This is a genomic window from Kluyvera intermedia, from assembly GCF_021440345.1.
In the GTDB taxonomy this organism is placed as follows: Bacteria; Pseudomonadota; Gammaproteobacteria; order Enterobacterales; family Enterobacteriaceae; genus Kluyvera; species Kluyvera intermedia_A.
This window is the reverse complement of record NZ_JAKCNS010000016.1, coordinates 43325-62240: the sequence shown is the minus strand read 5'-3', so window position 1 is coordinate 62240 and position 18916 is coordinate 43325. Positions and strand designations below refer to the sequence as shown.

Sequence of the window (18916 nt, the reverse complement as noted above, 5' to 3'; positions counted from 1 at the left end):
AGTGGCTCAAAACTCTGTCTATTTTCCCGATGAATTCCTCGCGCAGATGCGTGAGGCCATGCCTGCTCATCTCGACTTTGATGATTTTCTCGATGCCTGTCAGCGCCCATTGCGCCGCAGCCTGCGTGTCAACACGCTCAAAATAACGGTCGATGATTTCCTGGCGCTGGTTGCGCCGTACGGCTGGCAGCTAACGCCGGTCCCATGGTGCGCGGAAGGTTTCTGGATTGAACGGGACGACGAGGAAGCGCTGCCGCTGGGCAGTACCGCAGAGCATTTAAGCGGCCTGTTTTATATTCAGGAAGCCAGTTCAATGCTGCCGGTCGCCGCATTATTTGCCGACGGCGTGCAACCAGAACGCGTGATGGACGTTGCTGCAGCTCCTGGTTCCAAGACCACCCAGATTGCCGCCCGAATGGATAACCGCGGCATGCTGCTGGCCAATGAGTTTTCCGCCAGTCGCGTCAAGGTGCTGCATGCCAATATCAGCCGCTGTGGGATAGCCAATACCGCGCTCACCCATTTTGATGGTCGCGTCTTCGGCGCGGCGCTGCCGGAATGTTTTGATGCCATTTTGCTGGATGCACCCTGCTCCGGTGAAGGCGTGGTGCGTAAAGACGCCGACGCGCTGAAAAACTGGTCTCCGGCCAGCAATCTTGAGATCGCTGCAACGCAACGCGAACTTATCGACAGCGCTTTCCACGCGCTGCGCCCCGGTGGAACGCTGGTCTATTCTACCTGTACGCTTAATCGCGATGAAAATGAGTCGGTCATTGATTGGCTACTGTCTCGCTACCCGGATGCAGTGGAGACTGTGCCGCTGGGTGAACTGTTCCCAAGCGCCAGTAAGGCACTGACGCCGGAAGGTTTTCTGCATGTATTCCCGCAAATTTACGACTGCGAAGGCTTCTTTGTTGCTCGTCTGCACAAAACGGCTGCTATAGAGCCGCTGCCGACGCCGGGCTATAAAGTCGGCAAATTCCCGTTCTTCCCAATGAAGACCCGCGAATCCGCCGAGGTGGCCAGCGCGGCACGTAAAGTGGGTATCGAATGGGATGAAACGCTCACCCTCTGGCAACGCGATAAAGAGATCTGGCTATTCCCAACGGAAATTGAGCCGCTGCTGGGTAAAGTACGCTTCTCGCGTATCGGCCTAAAACTTGCTGAGACGCACAACAAAGGCTTCCGCTGGCAGCATGAAGCGGTTATTGCACTGGCTAAAACCGACAAGTTAGGGCATGAGCTAACGCTGGAGGAGGCGCAGGAGTGGTATCGTGGCCGTGATGTATACCCGCAGCAATCCCCCGCTTCCGATGATGTGATTGTCACCTTTCAGGGCTTTCCTCTGGGGCTGGCGAAGCGCATTAATTCACGCCTGAAGAACAGCTATCCGCGCGAACTGGTCCGCGATGGTAAGCTGTTTGGTAACAGGTCGGAGTAGCGAATAAAAAAAACGCATTATTTTACTGGCGTAAATCTCTGCGTTGACTACGCTGAAATAGGTACGACCAACTGGTCGTACCACGATAGATCAGCTGATTAACGGAGAGCATTATGAGTAAAACCAGCGTACGCATCGGCGCATTTGAAATTGATGATGCCGTACTGCACGCCGAGCAGTTTGGCGAGCGAACGTTAAGTATCCCTTGTAAGTCCGACCCTGATTTATGTATGCAGCTAGACGCCTGGGACGCCGACACCAGCATCCCGGCACTTCTTGATGGCGAGCGCTCTGTTCTCTATCGTAAGCACTACGATCAACCTTCCGACGCCTGGGTTATGCGGCTTGTCTAACCCAAAAAGAACCCGCCTATCGGCGGGTTATTTATTTGGCGTGCGGGACGACCTTATATAAGGAGGATTCTCCCCGTGGTCGCGTTTTAAAACGACGGTGTACCCACAAATATTGCTCTGGCGCACGTAAAATCTCACGCTCAATAATTTTGTTCATATAGCTCGCCGCTGAAATCTCATCACCGCTAGGGTAATCAGTCATCGCCTCGCTAATATGCAGGGTGTAGCCTTTCTTATTCGGCTTACGCACCATGGTCACTGTCAGCATTGCCGCACCGGACAAACGTGACAACACATTCGTACCATTGGTGGTTGCCGCTTCGCTCACGGAGAAGAACGGCGCGAATACACTACCTTTTGGACCGTAGTCCTGGTCTGGTGCAAACCAAACGGCTTCCCCGGCTTTCAGCGCCTGAACTAAACCGCGCAGGTTACGGCGATCGATCATCGCTTTATTGGAGCGCAGTCGGCCCGTCGTCTGTACCCACTCCATTAAAGGATCGTTGTGCGGGCGATAGGTCGCCATCATCGGACGACACAGCCCCATAGCGCGGCCGCCCAATTCCAGTGACATAAAGTGAACGCCGACGACCATCACGCCGCGCTGCTCTTTCAGCGCGTTGATCAGATTGTCGTAGCCTTCAACATCAAACCATTTTTTAACTCTTGCATCGCTCCAGAACCAGGCCATACCGGTTTCGATAAGCCCCATGCCGAGCGACATAAAATTTTGCTCAATCAGCTTTTCCCGTTCAGCAGCGTCCATGTTGGGGAAACAGAGTTCGATGTTGCGTGTAGCAATCTGCTCACGACGCTTTAAAAAACGGCGCGATGCTTTACCTACGGAAGTGCCCAGAGTGTGCAATAGCGGATAAGGGAGTTGTACCACTAGCCATAATAGTGCCAGAGCGAACCACTTCATCGCGTTGCGCGGATGAAGCAGGCGGGTATCAAAATTTTTGAACATCATTAATTCCAGTAACGTGGAGCACAGGTATCGCGTAAGGGAAATCGAATCCGTTCATCTGTCTTACGCGGTACGTATAAGTGTTCGACAGTACTACGTTCGACTAATTCCCCGCCCGGACGCTTATTTACAAAACATCGCGGATACAGAGAAAGGTGTGGCGTGGCAGGCTGTGGCTGAACTTGCCGCAAGCATGCACCTTTTCGTATTAAAAAAATAGGGATTTTTAATAACGTTACAAAATAATTCAGCGGATAGTTTGCTTTGTTATTATTAGCTGCGTATAGGTTAGTTAAAGCTAATGATAGATATCAATCACTAGCTTTAATCTGGCTTCAAAAGCATCATGTTAAGATAGCCCTGGTGATGACTACTGATGGGCTTTTTTTGCCGCCGTGATCCTGTAAGAAAAAGGCGCGATTTTTGCGATCTGAAGCAAATCACCAACGTTAACATTATTGTCATCAAGGAACTTCGTGACCACAAATCTCGACCTGCTTCTGAAGATCTTTTTAGTGAAATCAATGTCGTCTTCAATTACCGGGCCATCACCATATTGTATATTTGCCAGCCGAGAAGCTCTAAACAGTTTGCTTTTCCCTCCCAGGATCGAAGGTTCAAACAAGTCCATCACTTCGGTGAGTAAAATGTAAGTACGTTGCTTATTAGTGCTTAATGGAAAGATGCGGGTTTTCATAGTCGTCTCCTGTAATGTGGATACCACTATTCTTCCAACCGAACTTAGGCTTTTCAATAACTATAATTTCTTAATAATCAAACAGTTAAAACCATAAAATGCAAACCTACTAAAGCTATTGATTAAAAACGGGGTCGGCTGATGCCTGCGCGCTCGCCCAAGTTTTGCCTATATCAGAGAGGTATCGGACCTGGAGCCTACTCCCCCATTCCAGGAGATCAGAAGCTTGTCAGGAGGGCAGTAAGAAAAGGAGTATGAGGTAAATTTTCTCAGAGATTATTAAGATACAAAAATTTAACAATGCCGTAAAAATACCTGGACTTTTAAGGTGCAGAGTATGATATGGTTTAGACAGGATATGGACGTTGTGGCAGATTTTCGCGGGGCATTGTATAACTCTCGAAAATTGCCAATAGCATTAAGCAGATAAAAAGAGACCGAATACGATTCCTGTATTCGGTCCAGGGAAATGGCTCTTGGGATAGAGCCGTGCGCTAAAAGTTGGCATTAATGCAGGCTCAATCGCCATGCTTTATAAGAATAGATGACCGTGACAGGTTTTCCAGTCCGCAGGCTCTGTGAGCGGAAAAATTTCGTCGATTAAACGGCATATAATAAAAAAACCGCAATCATTCATCAGGAATGGCTGCGGTTTTTTATTTCTTATTAAGCCGTTATGCTATGAATCAGCACAGCTTCTCTGCGCGCTCGATAAACGGCGCCAGGCTCATTTTCACGCCGGGTTGCTTAGGGTCGTCAACCTGAATGATGCTCAGCGGCTGCGCCTGTGTCTTACCCGCTTTTACCTGCTCCTCGGCAATATCGTTTAACGGATACTGCACCAGAGTACTTGGATTGATGACGTACAGCGCGTTACCTGCGCGGCAGGTCAACATCACTTCTTCACGGTTAAACGCCCACTTTTCCTTACCCACCTCAAAGCGGCTGACGGTAATAATTTGCGCCGCCAGCGCGGAGCCAGAGACCGTTAATAACAACAAAGAGAGAATGATTTTTTTCATGGTTTCGCCATTTCATCAAAAGGGTTCCCAGGTGGCGAATACGCTCACGCACGCCAGCACCAGAGCCCCCAAAATAATTTCAGCCTGCGTAGTGCGTAGAAAAAGCCGTTGGACCCGTGAATCGGTCGCCGACATTCTTGGCACCAATAGATAACGGTTTGCCAACGCCACAACGACCATCAGCCCTACCAACACACACTTCACCCACAGCGCCAGGCCATAAGCCGTGGCGGTCGTTAAGCCGCCCTGAATGAGCCACGCATTAACAAGCCCCGTGGCTATAGCCCCCGCAACGGCGAGATGACCGTAACGGGAATAACGCATCATCGTGGAGATGGCCAGCTTACGCCAACGACCGTTTGCCAAACGCAAACAGTAAAGGAACGGCACTAACCCGCCGACCCATGCCGCCGCACAAAGCAGGTGCAATGCATGGTTAATGCGCTGCAATGCGCCCAGCGCGCCGTCAGACATTGCGGCGTGCCCCACTCCGGCCAGCAGGATAAACTGTGCGACGCAGAGAAGCAAAAGCCGTCGCATCATCTGCCTTGGCTGCACCCACAGAACGCCGAGCGTGACCCAGGCCAACACAATTTGCCATAACCAGACGCTGCCAAACTGCGTTTGCAGCACCGCTTGCCAGACATCCGGCTTCCAGGTATCTGACCAACCCTCGCCCATCAAGCCGCCCTGCACCATCAACATCAGCATTGCCGAAAGCGTCCCCAAAACCAGGGAGCCGCGAAGCAGAGATGAGAAACGCTGAATCAGCAGACGGCGTAGCGCAGCCGGTGCCCACCAGCCCGCATAAAGCGTGCAGCCAAACGCCACCATCAGCGAGGCAAAGTGGATAAAGCGGAGTCCGATATAGAGTGCGCTCAGCATGGTTACTTCACGCTAAACTGGTACTGACCTTTGGTTTTGTGTCCATCGACCGATACCACGTGCCACTCGACGGTATACAGGCCCGATGCCAGCGTCTCGGTCAATGGAACGATAAGCTGTGCTTTATCGGTGTCGCTACGCGCCGCTTTGCCAGTATTGATAGACTTCCCATCTGCGCCTTTTAACGTTATACCGCTAAAATTCGCCTCAATGCCTTCAGAGAAGGTCAGCGTCAAGGCTGTCGGCGCGGGGCTGACTTCCGAATCTGCCGCTGGCATCTGTTGCTGCAAGTGGGCATGCGCCCACACCGGCGTCGTGGCAAAAGCGCTTAGCAGGAACAGCGTGGCGAAGAGTGCGCGAGGCGTGGTGAATTTCATTTCCATCATTCCTTTTTGTTATCAATCTAAATCAAAGAATAACGCTGTATAATGAACGAGTCGAGATGAGCGCCCTTCGGACTTGCCATTTTGCGAGACTCTTAGTAACTTTTGCGCCGGTATTCTAAGGAGAAAAAATCATGCAAACCAATCTGGCTACCCTGCCGCAAGACGAAATGGACAAAGTGAACGTTGATTTGGCCGCCGCGGGTGTGGCATTCAAAGAACGCTACAACATGCCGATTGTGGCAGAAGTGGTGGAGCGCGAACAACCAGAGCACCTGCGCAACTGGTTTCGCGAGCGACTGATTGCGCATCGCTTAGCCTCCGTCAATCTTTCTCGTCTGCCGTACGAGCCAAAATCCAAGTAATCATTACCCTTGGTGACATTTTCTTACATAGAATCAAGTACTATTACGCAGAATAAAAGCCCAATTCAACGTGTTGAAGGATGCAACTATGCTGACATGGACTATTGCTGCGGCGCAATATGCGCCTCGTAAGGGTGATGTTGCGGAAAATATCACTCACCATCTGCGATTTATCGACGCCGCCGCCGAGCAGGCATGTAAGGTTCTTATCTTCCCGGAGCTATCGCTCACCGGCCCCGTCGACGACCACCCGCTGCCCGCACCGCCGTGCGACGCTGAACTGCAGCCGCTTTGCGATGCCGCCCAGCGTCATCAGATGACCATTATTGCCGGGCTGCCGATGGACACCAACGGTACGCGGATTAAGGGCATCGTGATTTTCAATCCGCACAGCGTTCATCCTACCAAGCACCAACAGGGGCATGGCACCTGCCTTGCGCCGGAGTCCGATCAAATTAGCGTGTTTGAACTAAGCCATGAGGGCTGCGGCCTCTCTTCTCAGGCATCGCTTATGGCGACGGTCAGCTCAATGGCAGAGCCCCAACAGCAGCGTACCACCGAACGCTTGCAGCGCTTTGCACATAAATATTCAATTGCCGTCTTAAAATCCAATTACGCCAACGGCACTTTTTCCGGCGGCAGCGCGCTATGGGATGAAAACGGCCAGCTGATTGTGCGAGCTGACGGCGGTGAACTGCTGTTAACCGGCAGAAAAAGCGCCCAGGGTTGGCAAGGCGAGATCATTCCTTTACGCTAGTCGTTTTTGGCCGGGAGTTCGCCATGCTGCGCGTAATCGATACCGAAACCTGCGACTTGCAGGGGGGCGTTGTTGAAATTGCCTCCGTCGATGTTGTTAACGGTAAAATAGTTAATCCTATGAGCCATTTGGTTCGCCCCGATCGCCCTATCAGCGCGCAGGCGATGGCCATCCACCGCATTACCGAAGAGATGGTGGCCGATAAGCCGTGGATTGAAGAAGTCGTCCCATTCTACCAGGGCAGTCCATGGTACGTCGCCCATAACGCCAGCTTCGACCGCCGCGTCTTGCCGGAAATGGACGGCGAATGGATCTGCACCATGAAGATGGCGCGTCGTTTGTGGCCGGGGATTAAATACAGCAATATGGCGCTGTATAAGTCGCGTAAGCTGAGCGTGGTCACGCCATCCGGCCTGCACCACCACCGCGCCCTGTACGACTGTTACATTACCGCCGCGCTGTTGATTGATATCATGCAGGTCTCCGGCTGGAGTGCCGAACAGATGGTTGACGTCACCGGGCGTCCGGCGCTGCTGCGCACCTTTACCTTCGGCAAATATCGTGGACAAGAGGTGGCGGAAATTGCCAAAGACGATCCGGGCTACCTGCGCTGGCTGTTCAACAACCTCGATCGCATGAGCCCGGAATTACGGCTGACGTTAAAACACTATCTTGAGAAGTAGCTAGCGTTCCGTTTGTCCTGGCAGCGTCCCCTGCGCCAGGGCAATCAGGAAGGCGTATTCCAGCGCCACGCCCTCGTAACTTTTGTAACGCCCCGACTTCCCGCCATGCCCGGAATCCATATCGGTACACAGCAACAGAAGGTTGTCATCGACCTTCTGTTCGCGCAGCTTAGCGACCCATTTTGCCGGTTCCCAATACTGCACCTGTGAATCATGCAGGCCGGTAGTCACCAGAAGATGCGGATACGCCTGCGGCCTGACGTTATCATACGGGCTGTAGGACTTCATATAGTGATAGTAGTCCTCATCCTCCGGATTGCCCCACTCCTCAAATTCCCCTGTGGTCAGCGGAATGGATTCATCGAGCATGGTGGTGACGACATCGACAAACGGCACCTGTGCCACCACGCCGTGAAGCAGCTCAGGACGTTCGTTAATCACCGTCCCCATCAGCATGCCCCCAGCGCTGCCCCCCATGCCGTAGCACAAGGTTGGGTTCCCATACCCCTGTTCCAGCAACGCATCGCAAACATCAATGTAATCGTTGAAGGTATTTTTCTTTTTCAGGAATTTACCGTCTTCGTACCACTGCTGCCCCAACTCTCCGCCGCCGCGAATATGCGCGATAGCAAAGACGAAGCCACGGTCCAGCAGGCTCAGACGGCTACTGCTAAAGTCGGCATCCATACTGGCGCCATAGGAGCCATAGCCGTAGACCAGCAGCGGATTTTTACCACGACGGAAATGTTCCTGCCGATAGACCAACGAAACCGGCACCTGAACGCCATCACGGGTAGTTACCCATAAACGCTCGCTGCGATAGCGACTGGCGTCAAAGCCTTTCACTTCCTGCTGTTTAAGTACCTGCCGCTCGCCGCTGTCCATATTCAGCTCAAACAGCGTATCCGGGGTGGTCATCGACGAGTAGCCGTAGCGCAGACTGGCCGTTTCGGGTTCCGGGTTATAGGCAATCCACGTGACGTACGTTGGATCATCGAATGCAATCTGCGTTTCCCGCTGGCTGTGGCGGTGGATTTGCCGTAGTCGAATCAGGCCATGTTCGCGCTCTTCAACCACCAGCCAGTCACGGAACAGGGTGAAATCCTCCAGCATGACCGCATCACGCGGGGCAATCAGCGTTTGCCATGCATGCTCATCCCAGCTATCACTGCGGTATAAACCGAAGTTCTTGCCATCGCGGTTGGAGCGCAGATAGAACTGCTGCTGATAGTGGTCGATGCTGTATTCGTGATCTTTACGGCGCGGTAAATAGGACTGCGGCTGGGCATCTGATTTGTCCGCATCAAGCAGCAGCATTTCGCTGGTTGTCGCGCTGGAGAGTGCAATCACCACATATTGACGCGATGAGGTTTTGTGCAGGCTGACATAAAACGCGTCGTCCGCCTCTTCATAGATCAACTCATCCTGGGCCGTTGGCGTTCCAATATGATGACGCCATACCTGCCACGGCAGCAGCGTGACGGGATGCTGGCGCACATAATAGAGCGTGCGTGAATCGTTGGCCCAGACAACGCCCGGCGAAACGTCCTCAATCACTTCCGGTAGCCAGGTTTCATTTTGCAGATGGCGAATGCGCAGGCCGTACTGACGGCGCGAGAGAAAATCTTCCGTCACCGCCAGCAGGTTATTATCCGGGGCCACATTTAGCCCGCCCAGCGTATAAAACTCACTGTGGGCGGCGCGTTTGTTTTCATCAATCAGTAATGACCAGGCTTCTTTGCCCAGCACCTGGCGCTGGTATATTGCGTACTCGCGGCCCGGTTCATAGACCTGACGATAGCGATAGCCATTTTTGATATACGGTGCTGATACCTCTTTTGGCGGTATGCGGTCAATAATCTCTTTTAATACGCGATCCTGCAGGCTGCGCTGCGATGACATAGCCTCGCGCCCATAGGCATTCTCCTGCTGTAAATAGTCAAGCACCGCGGGCTGGGATCGCGAATCATCCCGCAGCCAGTAGTAATTATCAACGCGCGTATCACCATGCAAGGTCATGGTGTGGGGTATCCGTTTTGCTTTAGGTGGCATCTCATTATTCTTCTGTATTAGTCACACCCTATAAGGGTGGACAAATTAGACGACGATGCAAGCAAAACCTGTAATAAGTCATTTAAAGTTGCTGTTTTTGCTGCCGTAAATCCTGTTCGATGCCTTCACGCACCTCCACGGGTAGCTTCAAAGCGTCGCCCAGCGCATTCAGATAGCTACGTTCCATAAAGTGATCGATCTCAATCGCGGCACAGCTGATGAAATACAGCTCCAGCGCCTCTTCTTCGTTATGGACATCGCGGGCCAGACGCTGCGGATCAAGCGGTTGTTCAATGGCCTGGGCAATGAGCGCTCGCCCCTGCTCTTCTACGCCCGCCTCACGCAGCTGTTGTTCAATGGCGGCCTGTTCTTTCGCATCAATATGCCCGTCGCTTTTCGCCGCGAAGACCAGCGCCAGAATCAGCCGCTCGGTACGCATATCGAGCGGTGCCGCCGATGCTCCGTATTTCATTTCCGCCTGCGGGTCACCGCGCAGCTTATCTTTGTACTTATTCCACAATACGCTCCCGGCGACCGCGCCGCCGCCCACCAGCAGTGCGCCGGTGCCGTATTTTGCCAGCATTTTGCGCGACGACTTACTGGCGGTCAGCAATCCGGCCAGGCCCCCTAATGCCCCAGGCACCAACATTTGGTTAAGCCCGTTTTTCCCATCACCCGCTTTTTGCCCCAGCAGCGATTGCAGTTGATTAAGCCAGCCTGACATATAACCTCCAGAAGAATTATGTACGACATTCAGACTAGGCGAGCTGATGTCAGAAAACGTCTGCTGCACATAAAGATGCGAAAATTTAAAGCGATAACCCTACTTATTTGCCGATCTCAAGACAGACGCAAACGTTTTCGTTTATAATGCGCCAAACTTTGGATAGACGGTGGAATAGGTAATGACGTTATTAGGCACAGCTCTGCGTCCAGCTGCGACGCGCGTAATGCTTCTGGGTTCAGGTGAGTTGGGTAAAGAAGTCGCCATTGAATGCCAGCGATTAGGGATTGAAGTGATCGCCGTCGATCGTTATGCCGACGCTCCGGCAATGCACGTCGCACATCGTTCCTATGTGATTAATATGCTCGACGGTATGGTACTCAAAGCGCTGGTTGAGCAGGAAAAACCCGACTTTATCGTGCCGGAAATTGAGGCTATCGCCACCGATACGTTGATTGAACTCGAGCAGGCAGGTCAACACGTAGTGCCGTGCGCGCGCGCCACCAAACTGACCATGAACCGCGAAGGCATTCGTCGCCTGGCGGCTGAAACCCTCAAATTACCCACCTCAGCGTACCGTTTTGCCGACAGTGAAGCGCAGTTCCGCCAGGCGGTAGCGAATATTGGCCTCCCCTGTATCGTTAAGCCGGTCATGAGTTCTTCCGGCAAAGGGCAGACCTTTATTCGCCATGAAGAGCAGCTGGCGCAGGCATGGCAGTACGCTCAACAGGGCGGCCGCGCAGGGGCCGGTCGCGTTATTGTTGAAGGTGTGGTGAATTTTGATTTTGAGATAACCCTGCTCACCGTCAACGCGGTCGATGGCGTTCATTTCTGTGCGCCTGTAGGGCACCGCCAGGAAGATGGCGACTACCGTGAATCCTGGCAGCCGCAGCAGATGAGCGACCTGGCGCTGGCGCGTGCGCAGGAAATTGCCCGTGAGGTGGTACTGGCGCTGGGTGGTTACGGTTTATTCGGCGTAGAGCTATTTGTCTGCGGTGATGACGTGGTATTCAGCGAAGTCTCTCCGCGCCCTCACGACACCGGGATGGTGACGCTGATTTCGCAGGACGTCTCTGAGTTTGCCCTGCATGTTCGAGCATTCCTCGGATTACCCGTGGGGGCGATTCGCCAATACGGCCCTTCGGCTTCCGCGGTACTGCTGCCACAGCTGAGTAGCCGTAACGTCACCTTCGATAATGTGCAGAACGCGCTGGGTGCTGGGGTGCAATTGCGCCTGTTCGGCAAACCGGATATCGATGGTTCCCGTCGTATGGGCGTGGCGCTGGCAACGGGCGATAGCGTGGAGCAAGCGGTTGAGCGCGCAAAAATCGCCGCGGCTGCCGTCATCGTTCAGGGGTAATAAAAAAGGCGGGCTGCTTGCGCATACCCGCCCTTCTTTTCTGCAGCCCGATAACCAAATCGGGCAGACAGTTATCTTACAGCTTAGCACCTTCAACTGCTTCACGAGCCAGTTTGGTGATGCGATCGTAATCGCCAGCTTCCAGCGCGTCAGCTGGAACTAACCAGGAACCACCGATGCACAGAACGCTTTTCAGCGCCAGGTAGTCACGGTAGTTAGCTGGGGAGATACCGCCAGTTGGGCAGAAACGGATGTGAGAGAATGGACCTGCGATCGCCTGCAGCGCTTTCACGCCACCGTTGGCTTCAGCCGGGAAGAATTTGAACTCTTTCAGGCCATGTTCCATACCCAGCATCAGTTCAGATACAGAGCAGATACCCGGGATCAGCGGGATAGTGCCAGCAGTCGCTGCTTTCAGCAGATTGTCGGTCAGACCCGGGCTGATAGCAAACTGCGCGCCAGCTTCGGTGACTTCTTTCAGCTGCTGTGCGTTGGTCACGGTACCCGCGCCGACGATAGCATCCGGAACTTCTTTCGCAATCGCGCGGATAGCGTCCATCGCGCATGCGGTACGCAGCGTCACTTCCAGGACGCGTACGCCGCCTGCAACCAGCGCTTTCGCCATCGGTACTGCGTGCTCAAGCTTGTTAACCACGATAACCGGTACTACTGGGCCGGTGGTCAGGATTGCTTCTGCAGTTGTTTTCCAGTTTTTCATCAGAAATTCTCTCTCGCCAGATCTACAAATCGTGTCATCTTAAAAGGTAATACAGGTTGCGCCCTGCTCTGCACCGGACAGTTTTTCCCGTAATGCACCGAACAGTTCACGGCCTGTTCCCACGCGCGAAGCGCTCAGATCAGGAATATGCGGTTGACGCGCAGCCAGTTCGGCTTCATCGACCAGCAGCGTAAGCTCGCCGGTCTGGCCGTTTACGCGAATCATGTCACCGTCGCGTACTTTTGCCAGCAGCCCACCGTCATAGGCTTCAGGGGTCACGTGAATCGCCGACGGCACTTTACCGGATGCACCAGACAGTCGTCCATCAGTGACTAACGCAATTTTGAAACAGCGGTCCAATAATACACCAAGTGGCGGCATAAGTTTATGTAATTCTGGCATGCCGTTCGCTTTTGGCCCTTGATGGCGCACAACAACGACGCAATCTTTGTCCAGCAGACCCGCTTCAAACGCCGGTAATACATCATGCTGGCTTTCAAAAATAACAGCTGGGGCTTCAATCACCTGGTTTTCAACCGGTACAGCAGAAGTTTTCATCACCGCACGACCGAGATTACCACTCAGTACTTTGGTGCCGCCGTGTTTAGAGAACGGTTTGTCGAAGGTAGCAATGATGCTGTCATCTAAAGACGCCGTTGCGCCATCACGCCAGTCCAGCTTGCCCTCATTGAGCCATGGCTCCATGGTGTAGTGGGACAAACCAAAGCCCGCTACGGTGTTGACGTCTTCATGCAGCAGACCGCCTTTGAGCAGTTCGCGCACCAGCACCGGTACGCCGCCCGCAGCCTGGAAGTGGTTAATATCGGCCGGGCCGTTTGGATACAGACGGGCCATCAATGGCACAACGTCAGACAGTTCGGAGAAATCATCCCAGTTAATGATGATGCCCGCTGCGCGTGCCATCGCCACCAGGTGCATGGTGTGGTTAGTGGAACCGCCGGTTGCCAGCAGCGCCACGATCCCGTTTACCACCACTTTTTCGTCAACCATTTTGCCCAGCGGCATCCACTCGTTGCCATTGCCGGTCATACGCGTCACCTGACGCGCCGCAGCGGCGGTCAGTTCAGCACGCAGCGGGGCATCCGGGTGAACGAATGAGGAACCCGGCAGCTGCATACCCATGAATTCGATAACCATCTGGTTGGTATTGGCGGTGCCGTAGAAAGTACAGGTTCCAGGCGCATGGTAGGAAGCCGCTTCCGACTCCAGCAGCGCGTTACGGTCAACCTTGCCTTCAGCATACAGCTGACGAATACGCACTTTTTCTTTATTTGGCAGGCCGCTGGCCATTGGGCCTGACGGGATAAACACCGACGGCAGATGACCGAATGAGAACGCGGCCATCGCCAGGCCTGGGACAATTTTGTCACACACGCCAAGGTACAGCGCGCCGTCAAACATATTGTGGGAAAGGCCCACCGCGGCGGACATGGCAATGACTTCGCGGCTCAGTAAAGAAAGCTCCATACCGTCCTGCCCCTGGGTCACGCCGTCACACATGGCCGGTACGCCGCCCGCCACCTGGCCTACCGCATTAACGCTATGCAGCGCTTTACGGATTTGGTCCGGGTAATATTCATACGGCTGATGGGCAGAAAGCATATCGTTATAGGAGGTGATGATCGCGATATTGTTACGCAGCATGCTTTTCAGCGACGCTTTATCATCTGGCTGGCAGGCGGCAAAACCGTGCGCCAGGTTGCCACAGGCCAGCTCTGAACGGTGAACCGTTTCAGTTTTCGCCTGCTCGATGCGCGCCAGATAGGCTTCACGCGTACTGCGAGAGCGTTCAATAATGCGATTTGTTACCCGTAACATTACAGAGTTCATAAAGGCTCCTCAAATTTTTCTGTCCAGGCCGCTGTCTAATCGGACGAATATATTGGCTTAACTTATCTTAAACGCCCGTATAACGCAGCTCAGAGGCAAGTATCTACCGCTAGTGTAATAAAAAAAGCCCCGGGAGTGAATCCGCCCGGGGCTTAAATGCGCAAAAATAGCACTACATGCTGTGTTAGATCATGTTACCGGTAAAATAACCCTTCTGGATTATCGCTACGGCTTACTCGAACTCGTTCCAGGAACGGCCATCGCGGGTGATCATCGCCACGGAAGCCACCGGCCCCCAGGTGCCAGCCTGATACGGTTTAGGGGCATCGTTGTCGCTCGCCCACGCGCCGGTAATGGAGTCAACCCACTTCCAGGCCTCTTCAACTTCATCACGGCGAACGAACAGCGCCTGAATACCGCGCATAGTTTCCAGCAGCAGACGTTCGTAGGCGTCGGCCAGATGCGTTTGATTAAAGGTTTCGGAGTAGCTCAGATCCAGCTTAGTGACCTGCAGATTATGCTTGTGATCCAGACCCGGCACTTTGTTGAGGATCTGAATATCCACACCTTCGTCCGGCTGCAGGCGAATGGTCAGTTTGTTCTGCGGCAGCTCAGGCCAGGTCTCTTTGAATAGGTTCAGCTCTGGATTCTTGAAGTAAACAACGACTTCAGAGCATTTGGTCGGCAGACGTTTACCGGTGCGCAGGTAGAACGGTACGCCCGCCCAGCGCCAGTTGTCGATGTCAACACGGATAGCCACGAAGGTTTCGGTGCTGCTCGATTTATTGGCACCCTCTTCTTCGAGATAGCCCGGAACTTTCTGCCCCTGCGCGAAACCTGCGGTATATTGCCCACGGACGGTTTTTTCACGTACGTTGCTGCGGTCAATGCGGCGCAACGACTTCAGTACCTTCACCTTCTCATCACGAATGCTGTCAGCGCTCAGATCTGACGGCGGCGCCATGGCAATCATGCAAAGAATTTGCAGCAGGTGGTTTTGGATCATGTCGCGCATCTGGCCGGCCTGGTCAAAGTAGCCCCAGCGCCCTTCAATACCCACCTCTTCGGCCACGGTAATTTCCACGTGATCGATAGTGCGGTTATCCCAGTTGTTCACAAACAGGGAGTTGGCAAAACGCAGCGCCAGCAGGTTCAGTACCGTCTCTTTACCCAGATAATGGTCGATACGGTAAACCTGGCACTCTTCGAAATATTCGCCGACCTGGTCGTTAATCTCACGGGAGGTTTCCAGCGAGGTGCCCAGCGGTTTTTCCATGACGACGCGAGCCGGCTTGGCGTTCAGCTTCGCTTCGCCCAGACCACGGCAGATGGCGCCAAAGGTGCTTGGCGGCATCGCAAAATAGTTGATGGTGACGCGATTCTTCTGATCGAGCATCTCGCCCAGACGAGAGAACGCCGAAACATCATTAACATCGAGGTTGCAGAAATCGAGACGCGCACTGAGGGTATCCCACAAACCTTCATTAATTTTCTCTTTCATGAAGGTTTCCAGCGCTTCGCGCACCACTTTGGTGTACGTTGCTTTGTCCCAGTCGGCACGGCCTACGCCGATAATACGGGTGTCAGGGTTAATTTGACCGGCTTTTTCAAGCTGATACAGGGAAGGCAGCAGTTTCCGGCGGGCTAAATCGCCCTTCGCGCCGAAAATGACCAGATCGCATGCCTGGGCCGTTTGCGTTACCGCCATGTCATTCTCCTCAGTTAAAGATCCGGTTCTATACCCTTCATACTTCAAGTTGCCTGTGCGTTGGCTGCGCTCGTTCACCCCAGTCACGTACTCATGTACGCTCCAGGGGATTCGCTCTCTTGCCGCCTTCATGCAACTCGAATTATTTTGGGTATATATACTTTATCCTTCAGGTTTTCCTGAAATATGCCGGATATCATTGTAATTTTCTTACGGTGCACTGTACTGTGTTTACCAAATTGCCGAAACCCTTTAACGCCCTTCTCGCCTTCCGATCGCACAAATCGGAACCGTTACGGCTACAGCGTTAGGCAATCCGCCAATTTTGTTCGTTCTTTCGCCTGAATGACGCCAGTTAAAATACGACGTTGATCATGTAATGAAAATAAACAACATATTTTGCTGTTACTATTCACTTTTCATCCAGCATCAAGCGTATATTCTTGCTAAAACGCCTGCAGATTTCACCCATTAATGGAATCGTTTCAATCTATGAGCGCCTTGTCACGATGAACATGCTGGAAAGAATCCAGTCCCAACTGGAAAACCTTAGCAAATCCGAGCGAAAAGTCGCGGAAGTTATTCTCGCGGCTCCGGAGCACGCAATCCACTCAAGTATTGCCGCGCTCGCCCTTGAAGCCGAGGTCAGCGAACCCACCGTTAACCGTTTCTGCCGCAGCATGGAGACCCGTGGATTTCCGGATTTCAAACTCCATCTTGCCCAAAGTCTCGCCAACGGTACACCGTATGTTAATCGTAATGTTGATGAAGATGACAGCGTAGAAGCCTACACGGCGAAAATTTTCGAGTCGGCGATGGCAAGCCTGGCCCATGTGCGCCAGTCTCTTGATATGTCAGCGGTCAATCGGGCAGTCGATCTTTTAACCCAGGCCAAGAAGATTGCCTTCTTTGGCCTCGGTTCTTCGGCGGCGGTCGCACACGATGCGATGAACAAATTTTTCCGATTCAACGTCCCGGTCATCTATTCTGATGACATCGTTTTGCAACGAATGAGCTGTATGAATTGCAGCGACGATGATGTAGTGGTGCTGATTTCCCATACCGGCAGAACCAAAAGCCTGGTTGAAGTGGCGCAGGTCGCGAGGGAAAACGATTCCATGGTTATCGCTATCACTTCCGCCGGTACACCGCTGGCCCGGGAAGCGACTCTCGCCATCACCCTTGATGTTCCGGAAGACACCGATATTTACATGCCGATGGTCTCAAGACTGGCGCAACTTACCGTGATTGATGTGCTGGCGACGGGCTTTACCCTGCGCCGGGGAGCAAAATTCAGGGATAACTTGAAGCGAGTCAAAGAAGCATTGAAAGAATCGCGCTTTGATAAAGAGCTATCAACACACAGCGATAACCACTAAAAGCGATAAGAACGTTGTTATTAATTAAATCATTCGGTAGCGCCAGGTTGGCGACATTGCCGAATTCCTGTTCACGCAACACCTTAAGTTGTATTAGTCAACGGAGTATTACATGTCCAGAAGGCTTCGCAGAACCAAGATCGTAACCACGTTAGGCCCAGCAACTGACCGCGACAATAACCTCGAGAAGGTAATTTCCGCCGGTGCCAACGTTGTACGTATGAACTTTTCTCACGGTACGCCAGAAGATCATCAGCTTCGTGCCGATAAAGTACGCGAAATTGCGGCAAAACTTGGGCGTCATGTAGCCATCCTCGGCGATTTGCAAGGACCAAAGATCCGCGTATCAACCTTCAAAGAAGGCAAAGTATTCCTCAATATCGGCGATAAATTCCTGCTTGATGCCAACCTGGGTAAAGGCGAAGGCGATAAAGAGAAAGTCGGCATCGACTATAAAGGTCTGCCAGCCGACGTGGTTCCAGGCGACATTCTGTTGCTGGATGATGGCCGCGTACAGCTAAAAGTGCTGGAAATTCAGGGCATGAAAGTGTTCACCGAAGTGACCGTCGGTGGCCCGCTGTCCAACAATAAGGGCATCAACAAGTTAGGCGGTGGGCTTTCTGCTGAAGCGCTGACCGAAAAAGATAAAGCGGACATCGTAACGGCCGCCAAAATTAGCGTCGACTACCTTGCCGTCTCCTTCCCACGCTGCGGCGAAGATCTGAACTACGCGCGTCGTCTGGCCCGTGAAGCCGGCTGTGATGCGAAAATCGTAGCGAAAGTCGAACGTGCGGAAGCGGTATGCAGCCAGGATGCGATGGACGATATTATTCTCGCCTCCGATGTGGTGATGGTTGCCCGTGGCGACCTGGGCGTTGAGATCGGCGACCCTGAACTGGTCGGTATCCAGAAAGCGCTGATCCGTCGTGCGCGTCAGCTGAACCGTACCGTCATCACCGCGACCCAGATGATGGAATCGATGATCACCAACCCAATGCCAACCCGCGCCGAAGTGATGGACGTGGCGAACGCCGTACTGGATGGTACCGATGCCGTAATGCTGTCTGCGGAAACCGCTGCCGGTCAGTATCCGTCTGAGACCGTTGCTGCCATGGCGCGTGTGTGCCTGGGTGCAGAAAAAATCCCAAGCATTAACGTTTCTAAACACCGTCTGGACGTACAGTTCGACAACGTGGAAGAAGCCATTGCCATGTCGGCGATGTACGCGGCAAACCACCTGAAAGGCGTGACCGCCATCATCACCATGACCGAATCCGGTCGTACCGCGCTGATGACGTCCCGTATTACTTCCGGTCTGCCGATTTTCGCCATGTCTCGCCACGAACGCACGCTGAACCTGACGGCGCTGTACCGCGGCGTGACCCCAGTATTCTTCGATAGCGCCTGTGATGGCGTGGCAGCGGCACACGATGCGGTTAATCTGCTGCGTGATAAAGGCTACCTGATGTCGGGTGACCTGGTTATCGTCACCCAGGGCGACGTCATGAGCACCGTGGGTTCAACCAACACCACGCGTATCCTGACCGTCGAGTAAACCTCGAAGTGCAAAA

At 53.2% G+C, this 18916-nt stretch carries 18 protein-coding genes; 8 read left to right on the top strand and 10 right to left on the bottom strand.

Annotated features, from left to right (window positions below; genetic code table 11):
- Position 1: 1 nt before the first annotated feature.
- Both rsmF and LZ634_RS05190 read left to right on the top strand, forming a co-directional pair.
- A complete protein-coding gene (gene rsmF / locus LZ634_RS05195) occupies positions 2-1441 on the top strand; it encodes a 16S rRNA (cytosine(1407)-C(5))-methyltransferase RsmF (protein WP_234502781.1) in 1440 nt (479 codons plus the stop codon).
- Positions 1442-1554: 113 nt separating this feature from the next.
- Positions 1555-1794: a YebV family protein gene (locus tag LZ634_RS05190; protein WP_234502780.1), complete on the top strand. Its 240-nt coding sequence runs from the start codon at positions 1555-1557 to the stop codon at positions 1792-1794.
- A gap of 31 nt (positions 1795-1825) precedes the next feature.
- Here LZ634_RS05190 and lpxP read toward each other — a convergent pair whose 3' ends face one another.
- From lpxP to yobA, 5 genes are all read right to left on the bottom strand, one after another.
- Positions 1826-2761, bottom strand: a complete 936-nt coding sequence (lpxP, locus tag LZ634_RS05185) for a kdo(2)-lipid IV(A) palmitoleoyltransferase (protein ID WP_234502819.1) — start codon at positions 2759-2761, stop codon at positions 1826-1828.
- A gap of 370 nt (positions 2762-3131) precedes the next feature.
- Complete coding sequence (locus LZ634_RS05180; protein WP_234502779.1) at positions 3132-3458, bottom strand: hypothetical protein; 327 nt, start codon at positions 3456-3458, stop codon at positions 3132-3134.
- Between the two features lie 686 nt (positions 3459-4144).
- Positions 4145-4480 (bottom strand): YebY family protein, encoded by a 336-nt coding sequence (locus LZ634_RS05175; RefSeq protein WP_234502778.1) that lies wholly within the window; start codon positions 4478-4480, stop codon positions 4145-4147.
- Between the two features lie 15 nt (positions 4481-4495).
- The gene (gene copD, locus LZ634_RS05170; RefSeq protein WP_234502777.1) at positions 4496-5365 is read right to left on the bottom strand and encodes a copper homeostasis membrane protein CopD; all 870 of its coding nucleotides are present in this window, start codon (positions 5363-5365) and stop codon (positions 4496-4498) included.
- A gap of 2 nt (positions 5366-5367) precedes the next feature.
- Positions 5368-5742, bottom strand: coding sequence for a CopC domain-containing protein YobA (gene yobA / locus LZ634_RS05165; RefSeq protein WP_234502776.1), 375 nt, complete (start codon positions 5740-5742; stop codon positions 5368-5370).
- A gap of 140 nt (positions 5743-5882) precedes the next feature.
- Here yobA and LZ634_RS05160 point away from each other — a divergent pair, with 140 nt between their 5' ends.
- From LZ634_RS05160 to exoX, 3 genes are all read left to right on the top strand, one after another.
- The gene (locus tag LZ634_RS05160; RefSeq protein WP_234502775.1) at positions 5883-6113 is read left to right on the top strand and encodes a DNA polymerase III subunit theta; all 231 of its coding nucleotides are present in this window, start codon (positions 5883-5885) and stop codon (positions 6111-6113) included.
- 88 nt (positions 6114-6201) lie between these two features.
- Positions 6202-6870 (top strand): carbon-nitrogen hydrolase family protein, encoded by a 669-nt coding sequence (locus LZ634_RS05155; RefSeq protein ID WP_234502773.1) that lies wholly within the window; start codon positions 6202-6204, stop codon positions 6868-6870.
- A gap of 23 nt (positions 6871-6893) precedes the next feature.
- Positions 6894-7553 carry an exodeoxyribonuclease X gene (gene exoX / locus LZ634_RS05150; protein WP_234502771.1) on the top strand — a complete coding sequence of 220 codons (660 nt, stop codon included), beginning with the start codon at positions 6894-6896 and terminating at the stop codon, positions 7551-7553.
- Here exoX and ptrB read toward each other — a convergent pair whose 3' ends face one another.
- Positions 7554-9605 (bottom strand): oligopeptidase B, encoded by a 2052-nt coding sequence (ptrB, locus tag LZ634_RS05145; protein WP_234502769.1) that lies wholly within the window; start codon positions 9603-9605, stop codon positions 7554-7556. It abuts the gene before it with no gap.
- Between the two features lie 82 nt (positions 9606-9687).
- Complete coding sequence (locus LZ634_RS05140) at positions 9688-10329, bottom strand: tellurite resistance TerB family protein (RefSeq protein ID WP_234502767.1); 642 nt, start codon at positions 10327-10329, stop codon at positions 9688-9690.
- 181 nt (positions 10330-10510) lie between these two features.
- Between LZ634_RS05140 and purT the strand changes: the two genes are divergently transcribed.
- A complete protein-coding gene (gene purT / locus LZ634_RS05135; RefSeq protein WP_234502765.1) occupies positions 10511-11689 on the top strand; it encodes a formate-dependent phosphoribosylglycinamide formyltransferase in 1179 nt (392 codons plus the stop codon).
- A gap of 76 nt (positions 11690-11765) precedes the next feature.
- Here the strand turns inward: purT and LZ634_RS05130 are convergent, their stop codons facing one another.
- The 3 genes from LZ634_RS05130 to zwf all read right to left on the bottom strand — a co-directional run bounded on the left by LZ634_RS05130 (position 11766) and on the right by zwf (position 15966).
- Positions 11766-12407, bottom strand: coding sequence for a bifunctional 4-hydroxy-2-oxoglutarate aldolase/2-dehydro-3-deoxy-phosphogluconate aldolase (locus LZ634_RS05130; protein WP_234502763.1), 642 nt, complete (start codon positions 12405-12407; stop codon positions 11766-11768).
- A 39-nt stretch (positions 12408-12446) separates the two neighbouring features.
- Positions 12447-14258, bottom strand: a complete 1812-nt coding sequence (gene edd, locus LZ634_RS05125) for a phosphogluconate dehydratase (protein ID WP_234502761.1) — start codon at positions 14256-14258, stop codon at positions 12447-12449.
- Between the two features lie 232 nt (positions 14259-14490).
- Positions 14491-15966 carry a glucose-6-phosphate dehydrogenase gene (gene zwf / locus LZ634_RS05120; RefSeq protein WP_234502758.1) on the bottom strand — a complete coding sequence of 492 codons (1476 nt, stop codon included), beginning with the start codon at positions 15964-15966 and terminating at the stop codon, positions 14491-14493.
- A 509-nt stretch (positions 15967-16475) separates the two neighbouring features.
- On the opposite strand from zwf, the gene LZ634_RS05115 reads away from it, so the two are divergent.
- Positions 16476-17345 (top strand): MurR/RpiR family transcriptional regulator, encoded by an 870-nt coding sequence (locus LZ634_RS05115; RefSeq protein ID WP_234502817.1) that lies wholly within the window; start codon positions 16476-16478, stop codon positions 17343-17345.
- Positions 17346-17457: 112 nt separating this feature from the next.
- The gene (gene pyk, locus LZ634_RS05110) at positions 17458-18900 is read left to right on the top strand and encodes a pyruvate kinase (RefSeq protein WP_234502756.1); all 1443 of its coding nucleotides are present in this window, start codon (positions 17458-17460) and stop codon (positions 18898-18900) included.
- Positions 18901-18916: the final 16 nt, after the last annotated feature.